An 18,166-nucleotide genomic window follows, 5' to 3' on the forward strand; every position below is an offset into this window, starting at 1 on the left:
ATTGATTCATTTGGAAATAACGTCTAGCTGTTAACCAGGCTGATTGCTGTTTAACATCTCCTAGGTCAATCTATATAAAAAAAATGAAATATGTGGAGGTTATTATGAATTATTCTCAATCCGTAGAAGCATTGTTCCAACCTATAGAGTTAGGTCACTTGAAGTTATCCAATCGGATCGTGATGGCGCCGATGACGCGTCAATTTTCTCCGGACGGTATCCCGGGTTCGAATGTTGCGGGCTATTATCGCCGCAGAGCAGAGAACGCAGTGGGGCTTATTGTGACGGAAGGGACAATAATTAATCATCCGGATGCATCCAATCAAGCCAATGTGCCGCACTTTTATGGCGAAGCTGCAATGAATGGTTGGGCACATGTTGTATCCGAAGTACATGAAGCTGGCGGTCGTATTATTCCACAGATCTGGCATATGGGAGCCAAAGGTCATGTTAATGATTATTCGGAAGCTGAGATTGCTACAATCGTTCAGGAATTCGCACAAGCAGCTGCAGAAGCGAAACGCGTTGGGTTCGATGGTGTTGAAATCCATGGAGCACACGGCTATCTGATCGACCAATTCCTGTATGAGAAAACCAACTCTCGTACGGATCGTTACGGTGGAGATATGATGGCTCGCACACGTTTTGCAGTTGAAGTGATAGAGGCTTGCCGTGAAGTAGTGGGACCGGAATTCACGATTGTACTGCGTTTATCTCAGTGGAAGACAGATGATTATCAGGCTAAATTGGCTGAAACACCGGAATTACTGGAGCAGCTTCTCGCACCGTTGGTTCAAGCTGGAGTCGATATCTTCCACTGTTCCACACGCCGTTTCTGGGAGCCGGAATTCGAAGGGTCTGATCTGAATTTTGCTGGTTGGACCAAAAAACTGACTGGTAAACCGACAATCACTGTTGGATCGATTGGTCTTGATGGTGACTTTACAAGTCTGTTCACAGAAGGTAAAGGCGCAGGTAACGTCGGTATCGAGGGATTGGTACAACGACTTCAGAATGATGAGTTTGATCTGGTTGCTGTAGGCCGTGCTCTTCTAGTCGACCCTGAATGGGTTAAGAAAATTCAAGAAGGACGTACTGATGATCTGGTTCCATTCACAAGAGAGGCGATGACTGTACTTACTTAATTGTAGTTATAATCATTAGGAATATGTAGTAATCAAACACACCTTCAAGAGAATGAAACCTTGTCGTAAGATAGGGAGATCATCTTGGAGGTGTGTTTGTAATGCCAACCAGAGTGAGTTATCCGGTGGAATTAAAGATGAAAGACATAGAGATGAGACTGGCAGAGGATGCAAAAGAAACATCGGAATAAGGTTCTCAACTTCATTATTGCTGGTTCCTTAATTTCTACATCATCACTCAACAACACCACTGCTTGGGGGGAGCTCTCCCTCCGAAAGATCAACGCTTCTCTTCACTGAATTCCCAATGCAAGTGACGATCTATTCATTAGTGCTAAGTGACAACAAGTGTTTTAAATTCTCATCAATAAATTGATTATCGGCACTGTTGATTCCACGACCGGCAAAATGGCCCCAGATCGATTGGATCGGTTTCAAGACAGCATTAGGTATACGCTTAGCTTCGTATTCATTATCTTCCGCTGTGCAGAAGAGATCCGTGCTTCCCGGCATGATACAGGCATAAGCTTTTATGCTCTGAAGTGCTTTATCAAAGTCTCCGTTATAGGAGGGGTTTGCACTGATATCTGCATGTTGACCTGTCCATAACATGGCCAGAACATTATGCGGATCCATATTCATAAAGCTATTTTCCCAGACACCAGCTACAAAATCCTCCAATGTGTCAAATCCCATCTCACGGTATAGCTCTTCTCTATAAAACGCATGTGATAGTCCCCATCCCGCATACACCCGACCAACGGCACGCATGTCTGTAGAACTTAGTTGGTTTAATTTACTTGAGTCGAAGCCGACTGCGGATAGCAGTGAAGCTTTCACGCCTTCCAGGACCACAAATGTGTGAGGCCAAGGTTTGGCGATGCCTCCGAAAGGTGCGATTCGTTCAACCATCTCCGGGTAACTTGCCCCCCATTGAAATGCCTGAATGCCGCCCATCGACCACCCGACGACGAGAGCAATCTTTTGAATACCGAATTTTTCGGTCAGCAGTTGGTGCTGGAAACGTACGTTATCATAGATGGTTACCTGTGGAAAGTTAGCCCGATCGAATGGAGGAGGCGTGTTACTGGGAGAGGAAGAGAGTCCATTGCCCATCAAATTCGGAACGATAATAAAATATTTCTCTGGATCCAGTGCCATCCCGCTGCCAATGAGCCATTCATTCTGAATATGCTGATCACCAAAAGCCGTTGGATAGACAATAACATTATCTTTCTGTTCATTTAATTTTCCGTAAGTTTGATAAGCGAGATAAGCGTTTGGTAACGTCACTCCTGATTGTAAGAGTACATCACCCAAATTAAAAATTTCATAATCCATCGTATAATTGCTCCCTTCAAAATGAAAAACCACATGTTCACTGTGATCTCTTGTACTCAGTATAGAGCTGTGATACTCTCAATAAAAGTGAATAGAATTCAAGATAGTATTCAATAAAATTGAAAGATGAAGGAGGGATCATCGGATGGAATTGCGTCAACTGAATACGTTTTGTACGGTTGCAAAAACATTGAATTTCACGCGGGCAGCAGAAGTGCTGAGCTACGTTCCTTCCAACGTCACGATGCAAATTAAAGCATTGGAAGATGAGCTAGGTGTTCGCCTCTTTGATCGGTTGGGCAAGCAACTCGCGCTCACAACTACGGGTAAACGCTTTTTAACACACGCCCAAGGCGTTCTCGAAAAAATGGACGAAGCTCGTAGTGCTGTCCATGATAATGAAAAACTAAGTGGAACCTTAACGATAAGTGCGAATGAGGTTATTTGCTCCTATCGGCTTCCACCTGTCTTCCAACGGTTTCGTTCGCAGCATCCGGGAGTTCGCTTAATTTTCCGCTCAGTTCCGAATCAAGAGCTCAAGCAAACGCTCTTTGAGGGGACCACGGATATTGTTTATATGTTGGATGAACCTATTCGCTCGAGTGGACTTTCCGTGGAACCTTTGCTGGAAGAACATTTCCGATTGTTAGCTGCTCCAGATCACCCACTCGCCAAACGAACTGTGCTGCAATTGGAAGATTTTCATGATGAAGTGTTCCTGACAAATGAGAAGGGTTGTCCCTATCGGACGATGTTTGATCGGTCATTTGAGAAAGAGGGCATTGATAGCATTACATATTTAGAGTTTCAAAGTGCTGAAGCCATTAAACAATGTGCAATTTCAGGAATCGGTATTGCCTTTCTTCCTGAGATCGTCGCGGAATCTGAAGTTGAACGCGGAGAACTTGTTGTCCTCCCATGGCAAATTCCGGACTTGCAGGTATATACACAGATGTTGTGGCATAAAGACAAGTGGCTTTCACCAATCATGTTATCTTTTATAGAAGCAACTAGGGTAGTTTTTGGTTCACAGAGTGAAAATAAAACCGTATAGCTTATGTACGAGACATCAAACTCTTGAGCACAGTAAAATGCTGTTGAAAGTGGGGAGACATTATTTATGATTCCATTAGTATATGACCAGATTAACCATTGGGGAAAAGACGATGAATTTTTCCTTTCATTGTTAAAGAGATTACAAGTAGAATCTATAGCTGATCTGGGCTGTGGAACAGGAAGATGGACTACTCATCTTGTTCAGTGCGGTTATAAAATTACCGCTATAGATCCCAATGAAGAAGCGATTGAAATAGCGCGAAGTAAAGATAATTCTGAAAGTGTGGAATGGATTATAGGTGATAGTGCGGATTTACAAACCAATACCTATGATGCGGTAATTATGACAGCGAATGTTGCACAGGTATTTCTTACAGATGACAGCTGGAAACGAGTAATCTCAGACGTATTCCGATCCCTAAAAATCGGGGGTCACTTTATTTTTGATACAAGAAACCCTTTGGTAAAAGTATGGGAAGAATGGGAGAAGGACAAAACTCCTGACTTAGCTAAAGATAGACTAAGCGGAGATCCTTTAGAAATTTATACAGAATATGAAGGGTTTGAGGGAGATATTTACACTTTCTATGAAATAGTAAAAAATACTAAAACAGACAAAGTGTTAGTTCATGAAAAAATGCAGCTGAGGTTTCGAAATCAAGAAGAATTCAATGAGTCGCTGAAACAAATCGGTTTTTCAAAAATTAAAACATATGGTGATTGGGAATTCAAACAAGCAAATTCTGAGAATAGATCGTTTATTTTTCATTGTGTAAAATAGCAGTTAGTAAAAAAATGTCGAGGGACCAGAACAGATTGAACACAGTTCTTATTCCTAAATAACTACAAACATTGTTTCATTCAAATCCATTCAATGAAATTTGTTCATATATGATGAACTGGAGTATGATTGGGGAAGGCGTTGCTGATAACTATCATATAATCAATGCCATGTACAGAGTGTAATTTGATATCGGTCTAAAGCTTTTGGACCCGGCTATACAACACCATACTTCCTTGAAGGGGGACATCTGTTTTGGATGAGCAGTTTCTAGATTTATTGGCCGAGAAATATGATACGGAAGAAAAAATCATAACAGAGATCATCAACCTTGAAGCGATCTCCAATCTCCCGAAGGGAACCGAGCATTTTGTCAGTGATTTGCATGGGGAGTTTCAGGCTTTTCAGCATGTACTACGAAACGGTTCGGGTACCGTCAAAGAGAAAATCAAAGAATTATTCAGGGAGGTTTGGACGGATCAAGAAATCAATGATTTTGCGGCGTTGGTTTATTACCCGGAAGAAAAAATACAGCTGGTTATAGGGGAACTGAGCAATAAACAGGCTTTGAACCAGTGGTATAGACTAACCATTGAACACATGCTTAAGCTTATTTCTTATGCCTCTTCCAAGTATACACGCTCAAAATTACGTAAAGCTCTGCCAGAGCAATATGTATATATTGTAGAAGAGCTTTTATACAAGACGGATTCGACCAACAATAAGGATCCTTATTACGAGGAAATATATCGGCAAATTATTTCTTTGGGCCAGGCGGACAATCTCATTATCGGCCTTGCTTATACGACACAGCGCCTGGTGGTTGACCATCTTCATGTGGTTGGAGATATCTATGACCGGGGGCCGTACCCCGATAAAATCATGGATACGCTGATCAACTACCATTCTGTAGACATACAGTGGGGGAACCATGATGTCCTCTGGATCGGAGCCTACGCAGGTTCTCTGGTCTGCCTTGCGAATATTATTCGGATCTGCGCCAGATACGATAATCTGGACATCATTGAAGATGTATACGGAATCAATCTGCGCCCACTGCTAAACCTGGCGGAGAAATATTACGAAGACAATCCGTCCTTCAGACCTAAGTTACAGGCTGGACATAATGTATCGGAGCAGGAAATTCTGCAGATCACCAAAATTCACCAAGCCATTGCCATGATTCAGTTTAAACTTGAAAGCCCGATTATCAAGAGACGCCCATACTTTAATATGTCTGAAAGACTTTTGCTGGAGCAGATTGATTACGACAACAATGAAATCAACATCTGCGGTAAAACGTACCACCTGGAAAACACCTGTTTCGCAACCGTAAATCCGCAGAAGCCCGAACAATTGCTTGAGGAAGAACGCCAGGTGATGGAAAAGCTGTTGTTTTCCGTTCAGCATTCCGAAAAGATGGCCAGACATATGAATTTTCTCATGAAAAAGGGCAGCCTTTATTTGAAATACAACGGGAATTTGTTAATCCACGGCTGTATTCCTTTGGATGAAGAAGGAAATATGGAGGAAATGCAGATTGAAGACAAGACATATGCGGGCCGTCAATTGCTTGATGTTTTTGAAGACTATTTACGTTACGCCTTTGCGCATCCGGAAGAGACAGAAGATCTGGCGACGGATATGGTATGGTACATCTGGACAGGAGAATGTTCCTCGCTCTTTGGAAAGAGAGAAATGACCACTTTTGAGCGGTATTTCATCCAAGATAAAGAAGCACATAAGGAGAGAAAGAATCCGTACTACCATTTACGTGAAAATGAAGAGATCTGTCGAATAATCTTGCAGGAGTTTGATTTGAATCCAGATCATGGACATGTCATTAACGGGCACACGCCAGTCAAAGAAATTAGTGGAGAGAGCCCTGTTAAAGCAAACGGAAAAATGATCGTGATTGACGGCGGTTTTTCCAAAGCCTATCAATCCACAACGGGCATTGCCGGATATACCTTGTTGTACAATTCCTTTGGCATGCAGCTCGTCGCCCACAAGAAATTTAATTCAAAAGAAGATGTGTTATGTAACGGAACGGACGTGTTATCTCTAAAAAGATTGGTGGACAAAGAACTGGCGCGGAAGCTGGTGAGGGAAACCAATGTCGGAGAAAAGCTGTTGCAGAAAATTTCAAATTTGAAGGATCTATTAGACTATCGCCACATGAAATGAAACGATTGCTAAAAGTACACATTCGGATCAACCGTTTGAGTGCAATATGACATAGACGCTCGTATTGGGCAGGGAAGTAATAATACCCTGCCTGTGCGAGCCTTTCTTTTGTAACATGCGATTTAACAACAAACTTTATGACTTACAGTTGAACTAAACGAGGATTTTCAATTGGTGGAGAGGAGGAAGATATGGACTACAATTCACGGAAGGAAGCGGTTTTTGAGACGAAACGGTTCCGTAACTGTACCATAGCGGCAGGTCGCCGTCATACCGTTGCTCTTAAATCTGACGGAACAGTAATAGCTGTGGGTGATAATAAATATGGTCAATGTAAGGTAAGCGATTGGTGCCATATCGTCGCAGTTGCAGCGGGTAATGTTCATATGGCTACGAACACCGGTAATGCACATACCGTTGGTCTTAAATCTGATGGTACGGTAACTGCTATAGGTTGGAATAAGCATGACCAATGCAATGTAAGCGAATGGCGCGATATTGTAACCGTTTCGGCAGGTTGGTGCCGTACGGTTGGGGTTAAATCAGATGGCACCGTGGTTGCAGTGGGGCGAAATAATGAAGGCGAATGCAACGTGAGCAGCTGGCGCGATATTGTATCGGTCACGACGGGTGACTGGCATACAGTTGGTCTAAAATCAGACGGAACGGCAACAGCAGTTGGTAACAATAAATATAACCAATGTAGCGTAAACGACTGGGGCGACATATTGGCTGTTTCGGCGGGGTATCTTCATACAGTTGGGCTCAAATCGGATGGTACGGTACTGGCTGTGGGAAGAAATAATGAAGGTGAATGCGACGTAAGCGGATGGCGCGATATTGTAGCAGTTGCAGCGGGGAGTTATCATACTGTTGGTCTTAAGTCCGACGCTACAATGGTTGCTGTGGGTTCGAATAAACATAACCAATGTGATGTACGTGGCTGGCACGGAATTAGAGCTGTTTCGGCGGGGTGTGCCCATACGATTGGACTGAAATCGGATGATACGATGGTTGCTGTGGGTAATAATGATTATGGACAATGTGATGTAAGCGGATGGAGTAACATCCAACAATAAAATGTCGAGGGATAAGGACATATTCCTATGGAAGTCGCTATTTTAGCGGCACGCTTAACGTATAATTTTAATTGATCGTTTTAAGTTATAGAAAGTACTCCAAATGACTATATTGACAAATTTAACGCCTTCCACTAAGATAATCGTACAAGTAAATAATGAATATAATCAGGATTGTTACTGATCAGCAGGCAAGACCGATTAATATGCAAACATGTAGAGTATAATTACCATGTGTGCACTATTAATGGTCTTTTTTATTTGCTAAATTCTGTTAACGTTTCATTTTAAAAGGAGATTCGTATGAAAATCACGCGAATTATTAATAATAATGTCGTCTGCGCTGTAAATGAAAGACGCCAGGAGATGATGCTTCTAGGAAGTGGCATTGGTTTTCAGAAGAAAAAGGGCGACGATGTGGACACAGAGAAGATTGAGAAAGAATTTTTCCTGAAGTCCAAAAATGTAACTGGCAAATTATATGCCCTGCTCGCGCAGATTCCGATGGAGTACATCCGTGTGTCCGATAGTATTATTCAATATGCCAAGGAGTCCTTGGATAAAGAGCTGAATGAAAATATATATTTGACGCTAACAGACCATATTAACTTCGCCGTATCACGCTATAAACAGGGAATGAATTTCAACAATGCGTTATTGTCTGAAATTAAAGCATTCTACGCCAATGAGTATCGAGTGGCTTTGAAGGCTTTGGATATGATTAATCAAGAATTCAACATTACGTTGCCTGAAGATGAGGCCGGATTTATTGCGCTTCATATTGTCAATGCAGAGCTCGGATCTGAAATGGAAGATACCATGAAGATGACACAATTGATTCAAAAGGTTTTAAATATTATTCGTTATCAGTTCAAAATTCACTTTAACGAAAGCTCCCTTCACTACTCCAGACTGATCACGCATCTAAAGTTTTTTGCCTATCGTCTGTTTAACAATACGGTGATGAAAAGTAATGATAACGATTTCCTCAATATTATTAAAGAAAAATATAAGCTAGAGTACCAATGTAGTCTAAGAATTGCGCAGTTGATTCGGGTAGACTATGGGAAAGAATTAACCGAAGACGAATTGGTGTATTTAACTGTTCATATCAAAAGGGTGACTGATGAAGAAAGGGATTGACCCATCATCGCTCCATAATGACTATACTAGGATTGTTACTGGTGATGCAGGCAAGACCTAGAGTTCCATCGTGTATAGAGCATATCTATATTCGATAGAACTCTAGGTCTTTTTTTGTAAAATAATACATTGAAGGGGGAACAAAAATGAAACATGAACAAACGGCTACCGACATTCTAAAACTTGTTGGTGGTGAAAAAAACATTGAAAGTGTTACACACTGTGCTACCAGGCTTCGCTTTAACTTAAAAGACGAGTCGATTGCAAACAACGAAGCACTGAAAAACGTACAAGGAGTTGTGGGCGTTGCCAGCAGTGGAGGTCAGTATCAAGTCATTATCGGTAATGAGGTCAACAACGTCTATAAAGCCCTTGCGCAGCTAGGGAACTTTACAAGCAAGAATGATGCTCCAACTGTGAAAAAAGGAAAAGTCTCTACGGTTCTGGACACGATTGCCGGAATCTTCACACCAATTCTACCCGCAATGATCGGTTGCGCCATGATTAAGGCAGTTCTTCTCATTTTGAAAACCTTTAATCTGGTTGACCTTGACGGTCAATTTAATACGATTATGACTTTCGTCGGGGATGCGGCTTATTACTTCTTGCCAATGCTACTCGCCTGGAGTGCTGCTGTTAAACTTAAAGCTAATGTAGGCTTTGCGTTAACCATTGCGGGTATCTTGTTACATCCTAGCTTTTCGGCGTTGATGTCTGCGGGTGAGCCTGTTACGTTCTTTGGTCTGCCTGTCACACAAGCAACGTATTCTTCTTCCGTTATTCCAATTATTCTAGCTGTATGGATCCTGTCATATGTGGAGCGATTTGCTGAAAAGTATTCTCCTTCCGTGATCAAATCCATTTTGAAACCGTTAGTTGTAATCCTTGTTATGGCACCTCTAACATTAATTGTTCTAGGCCCATTGGGTGCAATTGCCGGTAACTACCTTGCTTCTGCTGTATCCTATGTCAATACACACGCAGGATGGTTAGTGTCTGGTATTATCGGCGGGGCATTCCCATTCCTGATTCTGACGGGAATGCACTATAGTTTGGGACCCGTTGTCCTCACAGCTTATGCACAAACAAAAACCGATGGCATTGTTGGCCCAGGTATGCTCGTACACAATATTGCTCAAGGTGCAGCTGCGCTCGCGGTCGCATTAAGAACCAAAAATAAGGCATTTAAACAAGTTGCATACTCTACAAGTGTAACTGCGCTGTTAGGAATTAGCGAACCTGCATTGTTTGGTGTAAATCTCCGGTTGAAAAAACCACTGATCGCTGTTGTCATTGGTGGTATTGTAGGCGGAATATACGTTGGCTTGTTCGGAGTAGCTCGATCTGCTCTAGGCATTGCCGGCTTGGCTACGTTGCCAGCATTTATCACTGATAATCCATGGAACCTAATCCATGCAGCAATTGGTCTGGTCATTGGCTTTGTTGTTACCTTCTTGATGACGCTTATTTTAGGATTTGAAGATGTGCCTGAGGATGGAGAGGATCAACAAACACCAGCCAATTCATCTTCAACAAACCGTGTGCCTGTTGTTAGTGTTTCTGAACATGTGCTCATAGCACCAATGACTGGTCGAGTTCTAGAGTTATCAACAATAAAGGACGAAGCTTTTGCAACTGGAGCTATGGGAAAAGGGATCGCCATTGAACCTACAATTGGAAAGCTTGTTTCACCAGCCGATGGTGTCATATCCGCGGTATTCCCTACCTTCCACGCAATCGGTATTAGCTCGAATAATGGCGCTGAACTCCTCGTTCATATCGGCATGAACACGGTGAAGCTGAAAGGTGAACATTTCAAGGTGCATGTACAAGAAGGTGATGAAGTAAAAGCTGGGGATTTACTTATCGAATTCGATACAGATGCAATAGCCGCCAAAGGTTATGATCTGACTACACCTATTATTGTTACGAATTCAGATGACTTTACAGATGTAATTGGTATAGACAAACCATCGATTACGATCGGGGAAAAACTAATTAAGATCATATAAGGAGGAATTTCCAATGAAGAACACAACCGTATTCCCAGACTCTTTTATGTGGGGCGGCGCAACAGCGGCGAATCAATACGAGGGTGCCTGGAACATTGATGGTAAAAAGGCAAGTACAGCAGATATGATGACGGGTGGAACGCATACTACTCCAAGACGGATCACTAAACACATTGAGGAGGGCGTAAACTATCCTTCCCATGAGGCAGTAGACTTTTATCATCATTACAAAGAAGATATCCGTCTGTTTGCAGAGATGGGCTTTCGAAGCTTCAGAATGTCCATTGCTTGGTCCAGAATATTCCCCAACGGGGACGATGTAACGCCAAATGAAGCAGGACTTCAATTTTACGACAAGGTGTTCAGTGAACTGAAAAAGTATAATATTGAACCTATCGTTACGATCTCACATTACGAAGCTCCGTTTGCGCTAACTGAGAAATTCAATGCTTGGGCTTCCAGAGAGATGATCGACTGCTACGTACGGTATTGTGAGACCATTTTCACCCGTTACACGGATGTCGTGAAGTACTGGATTACATTTAATGAGATCAATAGTTTAATTGTTCCAGCAGGTGCATATATAGCAGGGGCATTATTAGTTGATGATAGTGGTGTATTTAACAATACGGTTGTGGATAGTACGCAATTAAGATTCCAGGCTTTACATCATCAATTTATAGCAAGTGCAAAAGCGGTCAAACTTGCTCATGAGATTAATCCGGCGTTCCAAATCGGTTGTATGATTAATTATAGTCATGGTTACGGAAGTACATGTAAACCGGAAGATATGTTGAAGGCTCTGAGAATGGATCAGATTAACAATATGCTGAGCAGCGACGTGCAAGTTAGAGGGGAATACCCTGACTTTGCCAAGAGATATTTTAATGAGAACAATATTCAGATTGAGATGGCAGAAGAGGACGTAGAAGTGCTAAAACAAGGCTGTGTTGATTTCTATAGCTTCAGCTACTACAAGTCTCATGTAGTGGGTACCCGCCCAGAAGGTGATGAGACCCAGGGGAATGTCTTTGGTGGATTCAAAAATCCTTATTTGAAGGCAAATGATTGGGGATGGCAAATCGATCCAGTTGGACTTCGTTACGTACTCAATCATGTGTACGATCGGTATAGAATCCCTGTAATGATCGTTGAAAATGGTCTGGGAGCGGTTGATGTCATCGAAGAGGATGGCTCTATCCATGATACGTACAGGATCAATTTCCTGCGAGATCATATCGAACAAATGAGAGAAGCTATCCTCGATGGCGTTAATCTTATCGGCTACACGGCTTGGGGTTGCATCGACATCGTTAGTGCCTCAACTGGCGAAATGGAGAAACGCTACGGATTCATTTATGTAGATAAGGATAACAAGGGCAGAGGTACCCTGAAAAGAAGTAAAAAGGACAGTTTCCACTGGTATAAAAAGGTGATTGAATCCAACGGGGAAAGATTGGATTTGGAAATATAATTTGCAATCGAACGAAAGATGATTCAATCTTTAAATTCCATCAAATAGACCAAGTACTTATCACTTTGTGAGACAAGTACTTGGTTTTTTGTGCATCAATAATAAAACTAAAAATTAATTATTTTGATGGCTAAAGTGGCTGACAATATCCAGTCTACAGTTCATTATGGTGTCCAAGGGTTTTCAAAAGCTAATTATAAATATTTACCTCTTGCATAAAGAACGTGTGTTCGGTCTATAATATATACAAACATACGTTCTCAAAAGTACAGGAGTGATTACAGTGTTGACTAAGCAACGAACCATTATGCTCATTGATATGCAGAGCTTTTATGCTTCAGTCGAAAAGGCAAAAATGCCTCAATACAAAAATAGACCATTAGCTGTTGCGGGAGACCCCGCAAGACGCTCTGGAATTATCCTTGCCGCTTGTCCACTAGCCAAAGCGAAGGGTGTGTCTACCGCGGAACCACTCTGGCAGTCTCTTCAGAAGTGCCCTGAACTGATCATTGTGAGACCACACATGCAAGAATACATCGAAGTATCCACTCAAATCATGTCCATTATTGAGGAGTTTACCGATCTGGTCGAACCGTACAGTATAGACGAATTATTCGCTGATTTTACAGGGTCTATGCATCTATTCGGTAATGATCCAATCGATTTGGCCAAGCAAATTCAAGACAAAATCTATAATGAAACAGGCGTTTACGCGAGAGCTGGCATTGGTGAAAACAAAATCATCAGTAAATTATGCTGCGATATGATCGCTAAAAAAGCAGAGGGGGGCATTTTCCACTTAAAAAAAGAGGAGTTACACCTCCATATTGGAGATAAGCCCATCCGCGATATGTGGGGGATAGGCTCCAGAATGGAAAAACATCTGTGGAAGATGGGCATCCGAACCATTAGAGACCTGGCAAATACACCTCTTTCTAAACTAAGAAATAAGTGGGGGGTTAATGGAGAAGTCATCTGGCGAGTCGCAAATGGACTCGACAATTCGCCGGTAACCGTCAACACGCACAGTACACAAAAAGATATTGGAAACGGAATGACCCTGCCTAGAGATTTCACAGAGGCTTGGGAGATCGAAGTGGTTATTCTCGATATCTGCACTGAAGTATGCAGAAGAGCCCGCAAAAAGGGACTGATGAGTAGTGTCGTATCTGTGAGTGTGTCTGGAGCGGATTTTGACCACCCCACTGGTTTTCACAGGCAGGTTAAACTGTCTGATCCTACAAACATAACCGTTGATGTATGCAAGATAGCCAAACGCATATTCCATCAACACTGGGATGGGCAACCTGTGCGCCGTGTAGGCGTATCCCTATCTCAATTATCCAACGCGGATACATATCAACTATCTTTTTTTGATGATCAAGAGCAGAAACGGGCCATTGATCAGGTGATGGACGACATTAAGGATCGATTTGGCGACATTGCCATTCTACGAGCGAGCTCCATTACGGCTGCGGGTCAAGCGATCGATCGAGCATCTAAAATTGGGGGGCATTATAAATGAGCAAAAAACTGGAGGCCAATGGATTATGGGAATCGAGCCGCATGATGCTTCCTCAACATAAAGAACGAATTATACAGCATCGTACTCAAGTTCATTATCTAACGAAACCGCTGATCCATGAAGATGAGTGGGAGATTATTACACAAAATATAGATATGTCGCTCAATTATACATTGCAAGCCACCTTTGCAATATTTACTGAGTCAGGCAATCGGTATATACACGGGATCGTCACTTCAGTCAGTACCTTTGGAAAGAAAATCAAAATTGAAATGGAGAATGGATTTGAATGGGTCGATTTTGATCAATTGGTCGCTGTGAAACTTGAAGAAGGAGGCGTATAAAGTGCGACAGACTTGCGAGGAACTTTCACTCGTGAAGAGGGTGGTAGAGCTCCCTTATCTTTTAGGTGCTCTGGAGGTAGATAAGCATAAAATATACGCTTCAAACTTCAAAATGAAATCTGTGTATGTTGACTACTTGGACGGTACCCAAAAGAAAATTGCTTTAGAAATGTACAAATCAAAACAAAGGCTAAAGGAACATCATATTAAAATCATAGATGAAGTGAGATCTGAGCTGAGTTTAACGGTAGATTATTCGGTGAGAGGTTACATTCATAAAATGACATTATTATGGAGCAAAGTGAAAGTGGATGTAACCTTAATGCTTACCGAACATATGAACGTTGATATTACTGATTTGCTCAAATGAACATAGAAAATAAGAATCTAACTCATGGATGCAACAAGTACGAGCAGATCTTTTGGCAAACCGGGAATCACAAAAAAGATAAATAAAAAGGCAGAGTAAACTATGTTTGGATGTCAAAGATAAAAAAACTCCATTATTATAAATCTGCCCCTGTATTCAGTAAGGACATTCAAAAGAAAAGCCGCGAAGGGGGAGGAATAGCAGAAGGTTTAAGACAGTCTAAAAATCAGCAGGATGCCCAATTTCCGGGTTCGCTTGCGGGACGTAATTATCAAGTCATCATTGTAGGGAAACAATTGCTTCAATGTAAGGATTGGTTTAAAGTACTTGATGTCATGTTCCGCGATCCTCGCAATACGATTACCGACCGCATCATTGCTTTTGACGGTCCTATTGCGGATATTTTCAATTTTCAAGCCAAAGATAAGCCGCCGTTACCTTTATTTATAAAAACGGTTGTTTTGTTGTTAACACCCAATAGTTACATTCTGGTTCCTATCTAATAAAAATGTGCCTACTTTTCAAGTAGCATGAGAAATTTTAAGATAAAACGCAAGAGGAGAAGTGGGCATAAAAGTAATTGAGGGGATGGTAACGTCATGCCAATTGAAATCAAAGACATTGTGTCTAAGAAAATATTAAGTGAAGTAAAAGGTTATCTAGATATTGGTTTTACTCATTCACTAAATCCCTATACGGGTTGTGCATTTGCTTGCGAATACTGTTACGTCAGAGAAATGCCAATTCAAAAGTTTAAGGATATTCCTTGGGGATCGTGGGTGGATGTCAAGAAAAATGCAGCAGAAAACTATCTAAAGGAAGTCTCTCTTCTAAAACGTAAAAATAAACCCATAAGTATATTCATGTCATCAGCCACAGATCCTTATCAACCTGTAGAGCAGAAGGCAAACATTACAAGAAGCCTATTGGAAGAAATGGATAAAAACCCACCAGATTCACTTCAAATTCAAACTAGAAGCCCCCTGGTTGCCAGAGACCTTGATATACTGCTGAAATTAAAGGAAAAATGTCGAATTCTGGTTTCAATGACAATCGAGACAGATCGCGAAGATGTGAAACGAATTTTTTCGCCCTATGCTCCTGGAATAGATTTAAGAGTTAAAGCCTTGAAAAAGATAAATGATGCAGGGATACATACACAAGTATCTATCTCCCCTGTGCTACCTTTTTCACCTAATTTCGCTAACATGTTACAAGGCATAACTGATCGAATTTGGATTGATACGCTATTGATTGGTGATGGTCAAATGGGGATGAGATCTAAGCGGTTAGGGATGCCACAATTATTTGAGGCGAACGGCTGGGACAATTGGTACGAGAAAAATATTCATCTGAAAGTGGAAAAATATTTTAAGGCAAGGTTTCCATCTGAAATAATTCATGTATCTAAAAACAGCGCATATCCATTTTGATTTTAACTAGCCATTCATTTTATGAGGATCTTGTCCGTTCTTTCTTCATGCAATAGAAATATTGCAGAAACTGGTGTTCGAAGATCAACTTTCTCTTACGAATCAATGGAGGACGCATGAGTCCTCCATTGATTTAACTTGAAGATGTAGAGGAATTCATTCTATTTTGAAATGACCGTGGAGTAACAATTTGACATCATTCACTCTGATGAATATCGTTTGGAAGTTCATCATTGAGTTTCTGGTACCCGAGCCCCCATGTTTCCATAGAGAATATAATTGGCTTCAGTGAATTTCCTAAATCACTTAAGCTGTATTCAACTCTCGGAGGGACTTCTGCAAAAACAGTACGAATGACAATTCCATCCTCTTCCATTGAACGTAAATTTTCAGTGAGAACCTTTTGACTGATCTCCGGGATACTTTTACGAAGTTCTCCAAATCGTTGAGTTCCCTTCAAAAGATCCCTCATAACCAATAACTTCCACTTGTTACCTATCAAGCCAACTGTCGTTGCCACGGGACACAACGGCAAATCTTTTTTTGGAATCACTACATTATCGCCTCCAATAGTTACTATTAGGTTCCTATACAACAAAAAGGTGCCTACTTTCAAAACCACTACATTGCTTATATTATAGTTCTGTCGATAAAAAAAGCAAATGAAAATGAATGAAAGGAGGAGGGGTTTTGCAAGAAAGTTTATGGATGCAACTGGGTGACTATTTTTCGAATCATATGTTAACGTTCTTGAATTCTTGGAGACAGCATTTAGAGATCAGTTTATTGGCATTGATGGGTTCTACACTTATCGGAATTACATTAGGTACCTTATCAACTAAATACGGTCGTTCCGAAAAATGGATCCTTTCGTTATTTCAAACATTACGAATCGTTCCCAGCCTAGCGATCTTACTTCTGTTGCTTCCTATCATGGGTACTGGAATTAGGCCGGCCCTTGTCGCTCTCATTATTTTAGGAATCCCTCCTATCTTAATGAATACAGTATCCGGGTTACAAAGTGTGTCCATGTCTTTACTTGAATCTGCACAAGGTGTAGGGATGTCTGAACGACAAATTAGATGGAAAATCCAATTTCCAGTGGCTGGACCATTGATTTTGACAGGGATTAAAACCGCTGCGATTGAAATTATCGCCAGCGCTACTTTGGCTGCCAAAATTGGAGCTGGCGGATTAGGAGAGATCATTTTTACCGGTTTAGGGCTCAATCGAACGGATTTACTTTTAATTGGTGGTATTTCAATAGCGATTCTGGCTATTGGTATAGGGTTTATTTTAGATCTGTCTGAACGTGTATTGTTTAGATATAAATTCTTGCAAAGGTAGGGTCCACACAAATGAAAAAGAACATAAAGAAAAAATTAGTTTTAGCCATTTCAATCACGCTTGTTTTGTCCATAATTTTGAGTTCATGTGGTAATAAAACGAATAATAATGGATCGACAATACGAATTGGTTCAAAAGACTTCACTGAGAATTTAATTGTCGGGGAGCTATATGCGTTGGCTTTGGAGAGCGCGGGGTATCAAGTTGAGCGGTTTCCCAATATTGCGGGTTCCATCATTCATTCATCGATTGTTAATAACGATATCGATATGTACCCAGAGTACACAGGTACGGGTTTGTTGGCCGTTTTGAAGATGGATTTGATGACAGATCCGGATGAAGTGTATACAACAGTCAAAGAAGAGTACAAAAAGCAATTTAATATCTCATGGCTCGATTATTCAAAAGCAAATGATGGAGCAGGTCTCGTTATTCGAACGGAAGTATCACAAAAATTAGGGATCAAGACCATTACTGACTTGCAAAAACATGCCGGTGAGATTCGATTTGCTTCCCAAGGAGAGGTTGACCAGCGCGCTGACGGTATTCCAGCATTAGAGAAAGTGTATGGCAAGCTCAAATGGAAATCATCCAAAGTATATGATAACAGTTTGAAATATGAAGTGCTTAGAAACAACGAGGCTGATGTCGCGCCCGCATATACCACTGAAGGTCAGTTGGTGAACAAAGACGAGTTCACCCTATTGGAAGATGACAAACAAGTATGGCCACCTTATAACTTGGCGCCTGTTATCCGTGATAATGTGCTCTCAACGGACCCCGGCATCGCTGAAGTGATCAACAAGGTTAGTTCGGTATTGGATACAGACACCGTAACCGCACTAAACGCAAAAGTGGACGTAGACAAAGAAGAATATGAAGATGTAGCAAAAGAATTTTATGATTCCATTAAATAAGGATGGCGTTAA

General features: G+C 41.4%; 17 protein-coding genes. 15 read left to right on the forward strand and 2 right to left on the reverse strand.

Features of this window, described 5'->3' with window-relative positions; translation table 11 throughout:
• The first annotated feature begins 104 nt into the window (after positions 1-104).
• Complete coding sequence (locus tag NSQ20_RS17690) at positions 105-1,145, forward strand: NADH:flavin oxidoreductase (RefSeq protein WP_340030440.1); 1,041 nt, start codon at positions 105-107, stop codon at positions 1,143-1,145.
• 321 nt (positions 1,146-1,466) lie between these two features.
• On the opposite strand, the gene NSQ20_RS17695 is transcribed toward NSQ20_RS17690, so the two are convergent.
• Positions 1,467-2,486: an alpha/beta fold hydrolase gene (locus tag NSQ20_RS17695; protein WP_340030441.1), complete on the reverse strand. Its 1,020-nt coding sequence runs from the start codon at positions 2,484-2,486 to the stop codon at positions 1,467-1,469.
• Between the two features lie 145 nt (positions 2,487-2,631).
• Here NSQ20_RS17695 and NSQ20_RS17700 point away from each other — a divergent pair, with 145 nt between their 5' ends.
• From NSQ20_RS17700 to NSQ20_RS17755, 12 genes are all read left to right on the forward strand, one after another.
• Positions 2,632-3,540, forward strand: a complete 909-nt coding sequence (locus tag NSQ20_RS17700) for a LysR family transcriptional regulator (RefSeq protein WP_340030442.1) — start codon at positions 2,632-2,634, stop codon at positions 3,538-3,540.
• A gap of 66 nt (positions 3,541-3,606) precedes the next feature.
• Positions 3,607-4,323, forward strand: coding sequence for a class I SAM-dependent methyltransferase (locus tag NSQ20_RS17705; protein ID WP_047843204.1), 717 nt, complete (start codon positions 3,607-3,609; stop codon positions 4,321-4,323).
• A gap of 255 nt (positions 4,324-4,578) precedes the next feature.
• Positions 4,579-6,510 (forward strand): fructose-1,6-bisphosphatase, encoded by a 1,932-nt coding sequence (locus NSQ20_RS17710; RefSeq protein WP_340030443.1) that lies wholly within the window; start codon positions 4,579-4,581, stop codon positions 6,508-6,510.
• A gap of 191 nt (positions 6,511-6,701) precedes the next feature.
• The gene (locus NSQ20_RS17715; protein WP_340030444.1) at positions 6,702-7,589 is read left to right on the forward strand and encodes a chromosome condensation regulator; all 888 of its coding nucleotides are present in this window, start codon (positions 6,702-6,704) and stop codon (positions 7,587-7,589) included.
• Between the two features lie 303 nt (positions 7,590-7,892).
• The gene (locus NSQ20_RS17720) at positions 7,893-8,732 is read left to right on the forward strand and encodes a PRD domain-containing protein (protein WP_340030445.1); all 840 of its coding nucleotides are present in this window, start codon (positions 7,893-7,895) and stop codon (positions 8,730-8,732) included.
• Positions 8,733-8,878: 146 nt separating this feature from the next.
• Positions 8,879-10,744 carry a beta-glucoside-specific PTS transporter subunit IIABC gene (locus NSQ20_RS17725; protein ID WP_340030446.1) on the forward strand — a complete coding sequence of 622 codons (1,866 nt, stop codon included), beginning with the start codon at positions 8,879-8,881 and terminating at the stop codon, positions 10,742-10,744.
• Positions 10,745-10,757: 13 nt separating this feature from the next.
• Positions 10,758-12,218: a glycoside hydrolase family 1 protein gene (locus NSQ20_RS17730; RefSeq protein WP_340030447.1), complete on the forward strand. Its 1,461-nt coding sequence runs from the start codon at positions 10,758-10,760 to the stop codon at positions 12,216-12,218.
• Positions 12,219-12,504: 286 nt separating this feature from the next.
• On the forward strand, positions 12,505-13,743 hold the full coding sequence (locus NSQ20_RS17735; RefSeq protein ID WP_340030448.1) for a DNA polymerase IV: 1,239 nt from the start codon (positions 12,505-12,507) through the stop codon (positions 13,741-13,743).
• Complete coding sequence (locus tag NSQ20_RS17740; RefSeq protein ID WP_036673624.1) at positions 13,740-14,087, forward strand: YolD-like family protein; 348 nt, start codon at positions 13,740-13,742, stop codon at positions 14,085-14,087. The genes NSQ20_RS17735 and NSQ20_RS17740 overlap by 4 nt, the downstream gene beginning before the upstream one ends.
• 1 nt (position 14,088) lies before the next feature.
• Positions 14,089-14,457 carry a hypothetical protein gene (locus tag NSQ20_RS17745; RefSeq protein WP_340017548.1) on the forward strand — a complete coding sequence of 123 codons (369 nt, stop codon included), beginning with the start codon at positions 14,089-14,091 and terminating at the stop codon, positions 14,455-14,457.
• Positions 14,458-14,567: 110 nt separating this feature from the next.
• Positions 14,568-14,960, forward strand: a complete 393-nt coding sequence (locus NSQ20_RS17750) for a hypothetical protein (RefSeq protein ID WP_340017549.1) — start codon at positions 14,568-14,570, stop codon at positions 14,958-14,960.
• Between the two features lie 96 nt (positions 14,961-15,056).
• Positions 15,057-15,890, forward strand: coding sequence for a radical SAM protein (locus NSQ20_RS17755; protein WP_340030450.1), 834 nt, complete (start codon positions 15,057-15,059; stop codon positions 15,888-15,890).
• A gap of 196 nt (positions 15,891-16,086) precedes the next feature.
• Here NSQ20_RS17755 and NSQ20_RS17760 read toward each other — a convergent pair whose 3' ends face one another.
• The gene (locus NSQ20_RS17760) at positions 16,087-16,443 is read right to left on the reverse strand and encodes a helix-turn-helix domain-containing protein (protein WP_036673628.1); all 357 of its coding nucleotides are present in this window, start codon (positions 16,441-16,443) and stop codon (positions 16,087-16,089) included.
• A gap of 137 nt (positions 16,444-16,580) precedes the next feature.
• On the opposite strand from NSQ20_RS17760, the gene NSQ20_RS17765 reads away from it, so the two are divergent.
• Positions 16,581-17,237, forward strand: a complete 657-nt coding sequence (locus tag NSQ20_RS17765) for an ABC transporter permease (RefSeq protein ID WP_340030451.1) — start codon at positions 16,581-16,583, stop codon at positions 17,235-17,237.
• Positions 17,238-17,248: 11 nt separating this feature from the next.
• Complete coding sequence (locus NSQ20_RS17770) at positions 17,249-18,154, forward strand: glycine betaine ABC transporter substrate-binding protein (protein ID WP_340030453.1); 906 nt, start codon at positions 17,249-17,251, stop codon at positions 18,152-18,154.
• The last annotated feature ends 12 nt before the right edge of the window (positions 18,155-18,166 follow it).

This window comes from Paenibacillus sp. FSL K6-1122 (assembly GCF_037977015.1).
In the GTDB taxonomy this organism is placed as follows: domain Bacteria; phylum Bacillota; class Bacilli; order Paenibacillales; family Paenibacillaceae; genus Paenibacillus; species Paenibacillus amylolyticus.

What these genes read in the sequence shown, in the direction of transcription:
- NSQ20_RS17690 (WP_340030440.1), top strand. Translation starts at nt 105, where the DNA reads ATGAATTATTCTCAATCCGTAGAAGCATTGTTCCAACCTATAGAGTTA.
- NSQ20_RS17695 (WP_340030441.1), bottom strand. Translation starts at nt 2,486, where the DNA reads ATGGATTATGAAATTTTTAATTTGGGTGATGTACTCTTACAATCAGGA.
- NSQ20_RS17700 (WP_340030442.1), top strand. Translation starts at nt 2,632, where the DNA reads ATGGAATTGCGTCAACTGAATACGTTTTGTACGGTTGCAAAAACATTG.
- NSQ20_RS17705 (WP_047843204.1), top strand. Translation starts at nt 3,607, where the DNA reads ATGATTCCATTAGTATATGACCAGATTAACCATTGGGGAAAAGACGAT.
- NSQ20_RS17715 (WP_340030444.1), top strand. Translation starts at nt 6,702, where the DNA reads ATGGACTACAATTCACGGAAGGAAGCGGTTTTTGAGACGAAACGGTTC.
- NSQ20_RS17720 (WP_340030445.1), top strand. Translation starts at nt 7,893, where the DNA reads ATGAAAATCACGCGAATTATTAATAATAATGTCGTCTGCGCTGTAAAT.
- NSQ20_RS17725 (WP_340030446.1), top strand. Translation starts at nt 8,879, where the DNA reads ATGAAACATGAACAAACGGCTACCGACATTCTAAAACTTGTTGGTGGT.
- NSQ20_RS17730 (WP_340030447.1), top strand. Translation starts at nt 10,758, where the DNA reads ATGAAGAACACAACCGTATTCCCAGACTCTTTTATGTGGGGCGGCGCA.
- NSQ20_RS17740 (WP_036673624.1), top strand. Translation starts at nt 13,740, where the DNA reads ATGAGCAAAAAACTGGAGGCCAATGGATTATGGGAATCGAGCCGCATG.
- NSQ20_RS17750 (WP_340017549.1), top strand. Translation starts at nt 14,568, where the DNA reads ATGTCAAAGATAAAAAAACTCCATTATTATAAATCTGCCCCTGTATTC.
- NSQ20_RS17755 (WP_340030450.1), top strand. Translation starts at nt 15,057, where the DNA reads ATGCCAATTGAAATCAAAGACATTGTGTCTAAGAAAATATTAAGTGAA.
- NSQ20_RS17770 (WP_340030453.1), top strand. Translation starts at nt 17,249, where the DNA reads ATGAAAAAGAACATAAAGAAAAAATTAGTTTTAGCCATTTCAATCACG.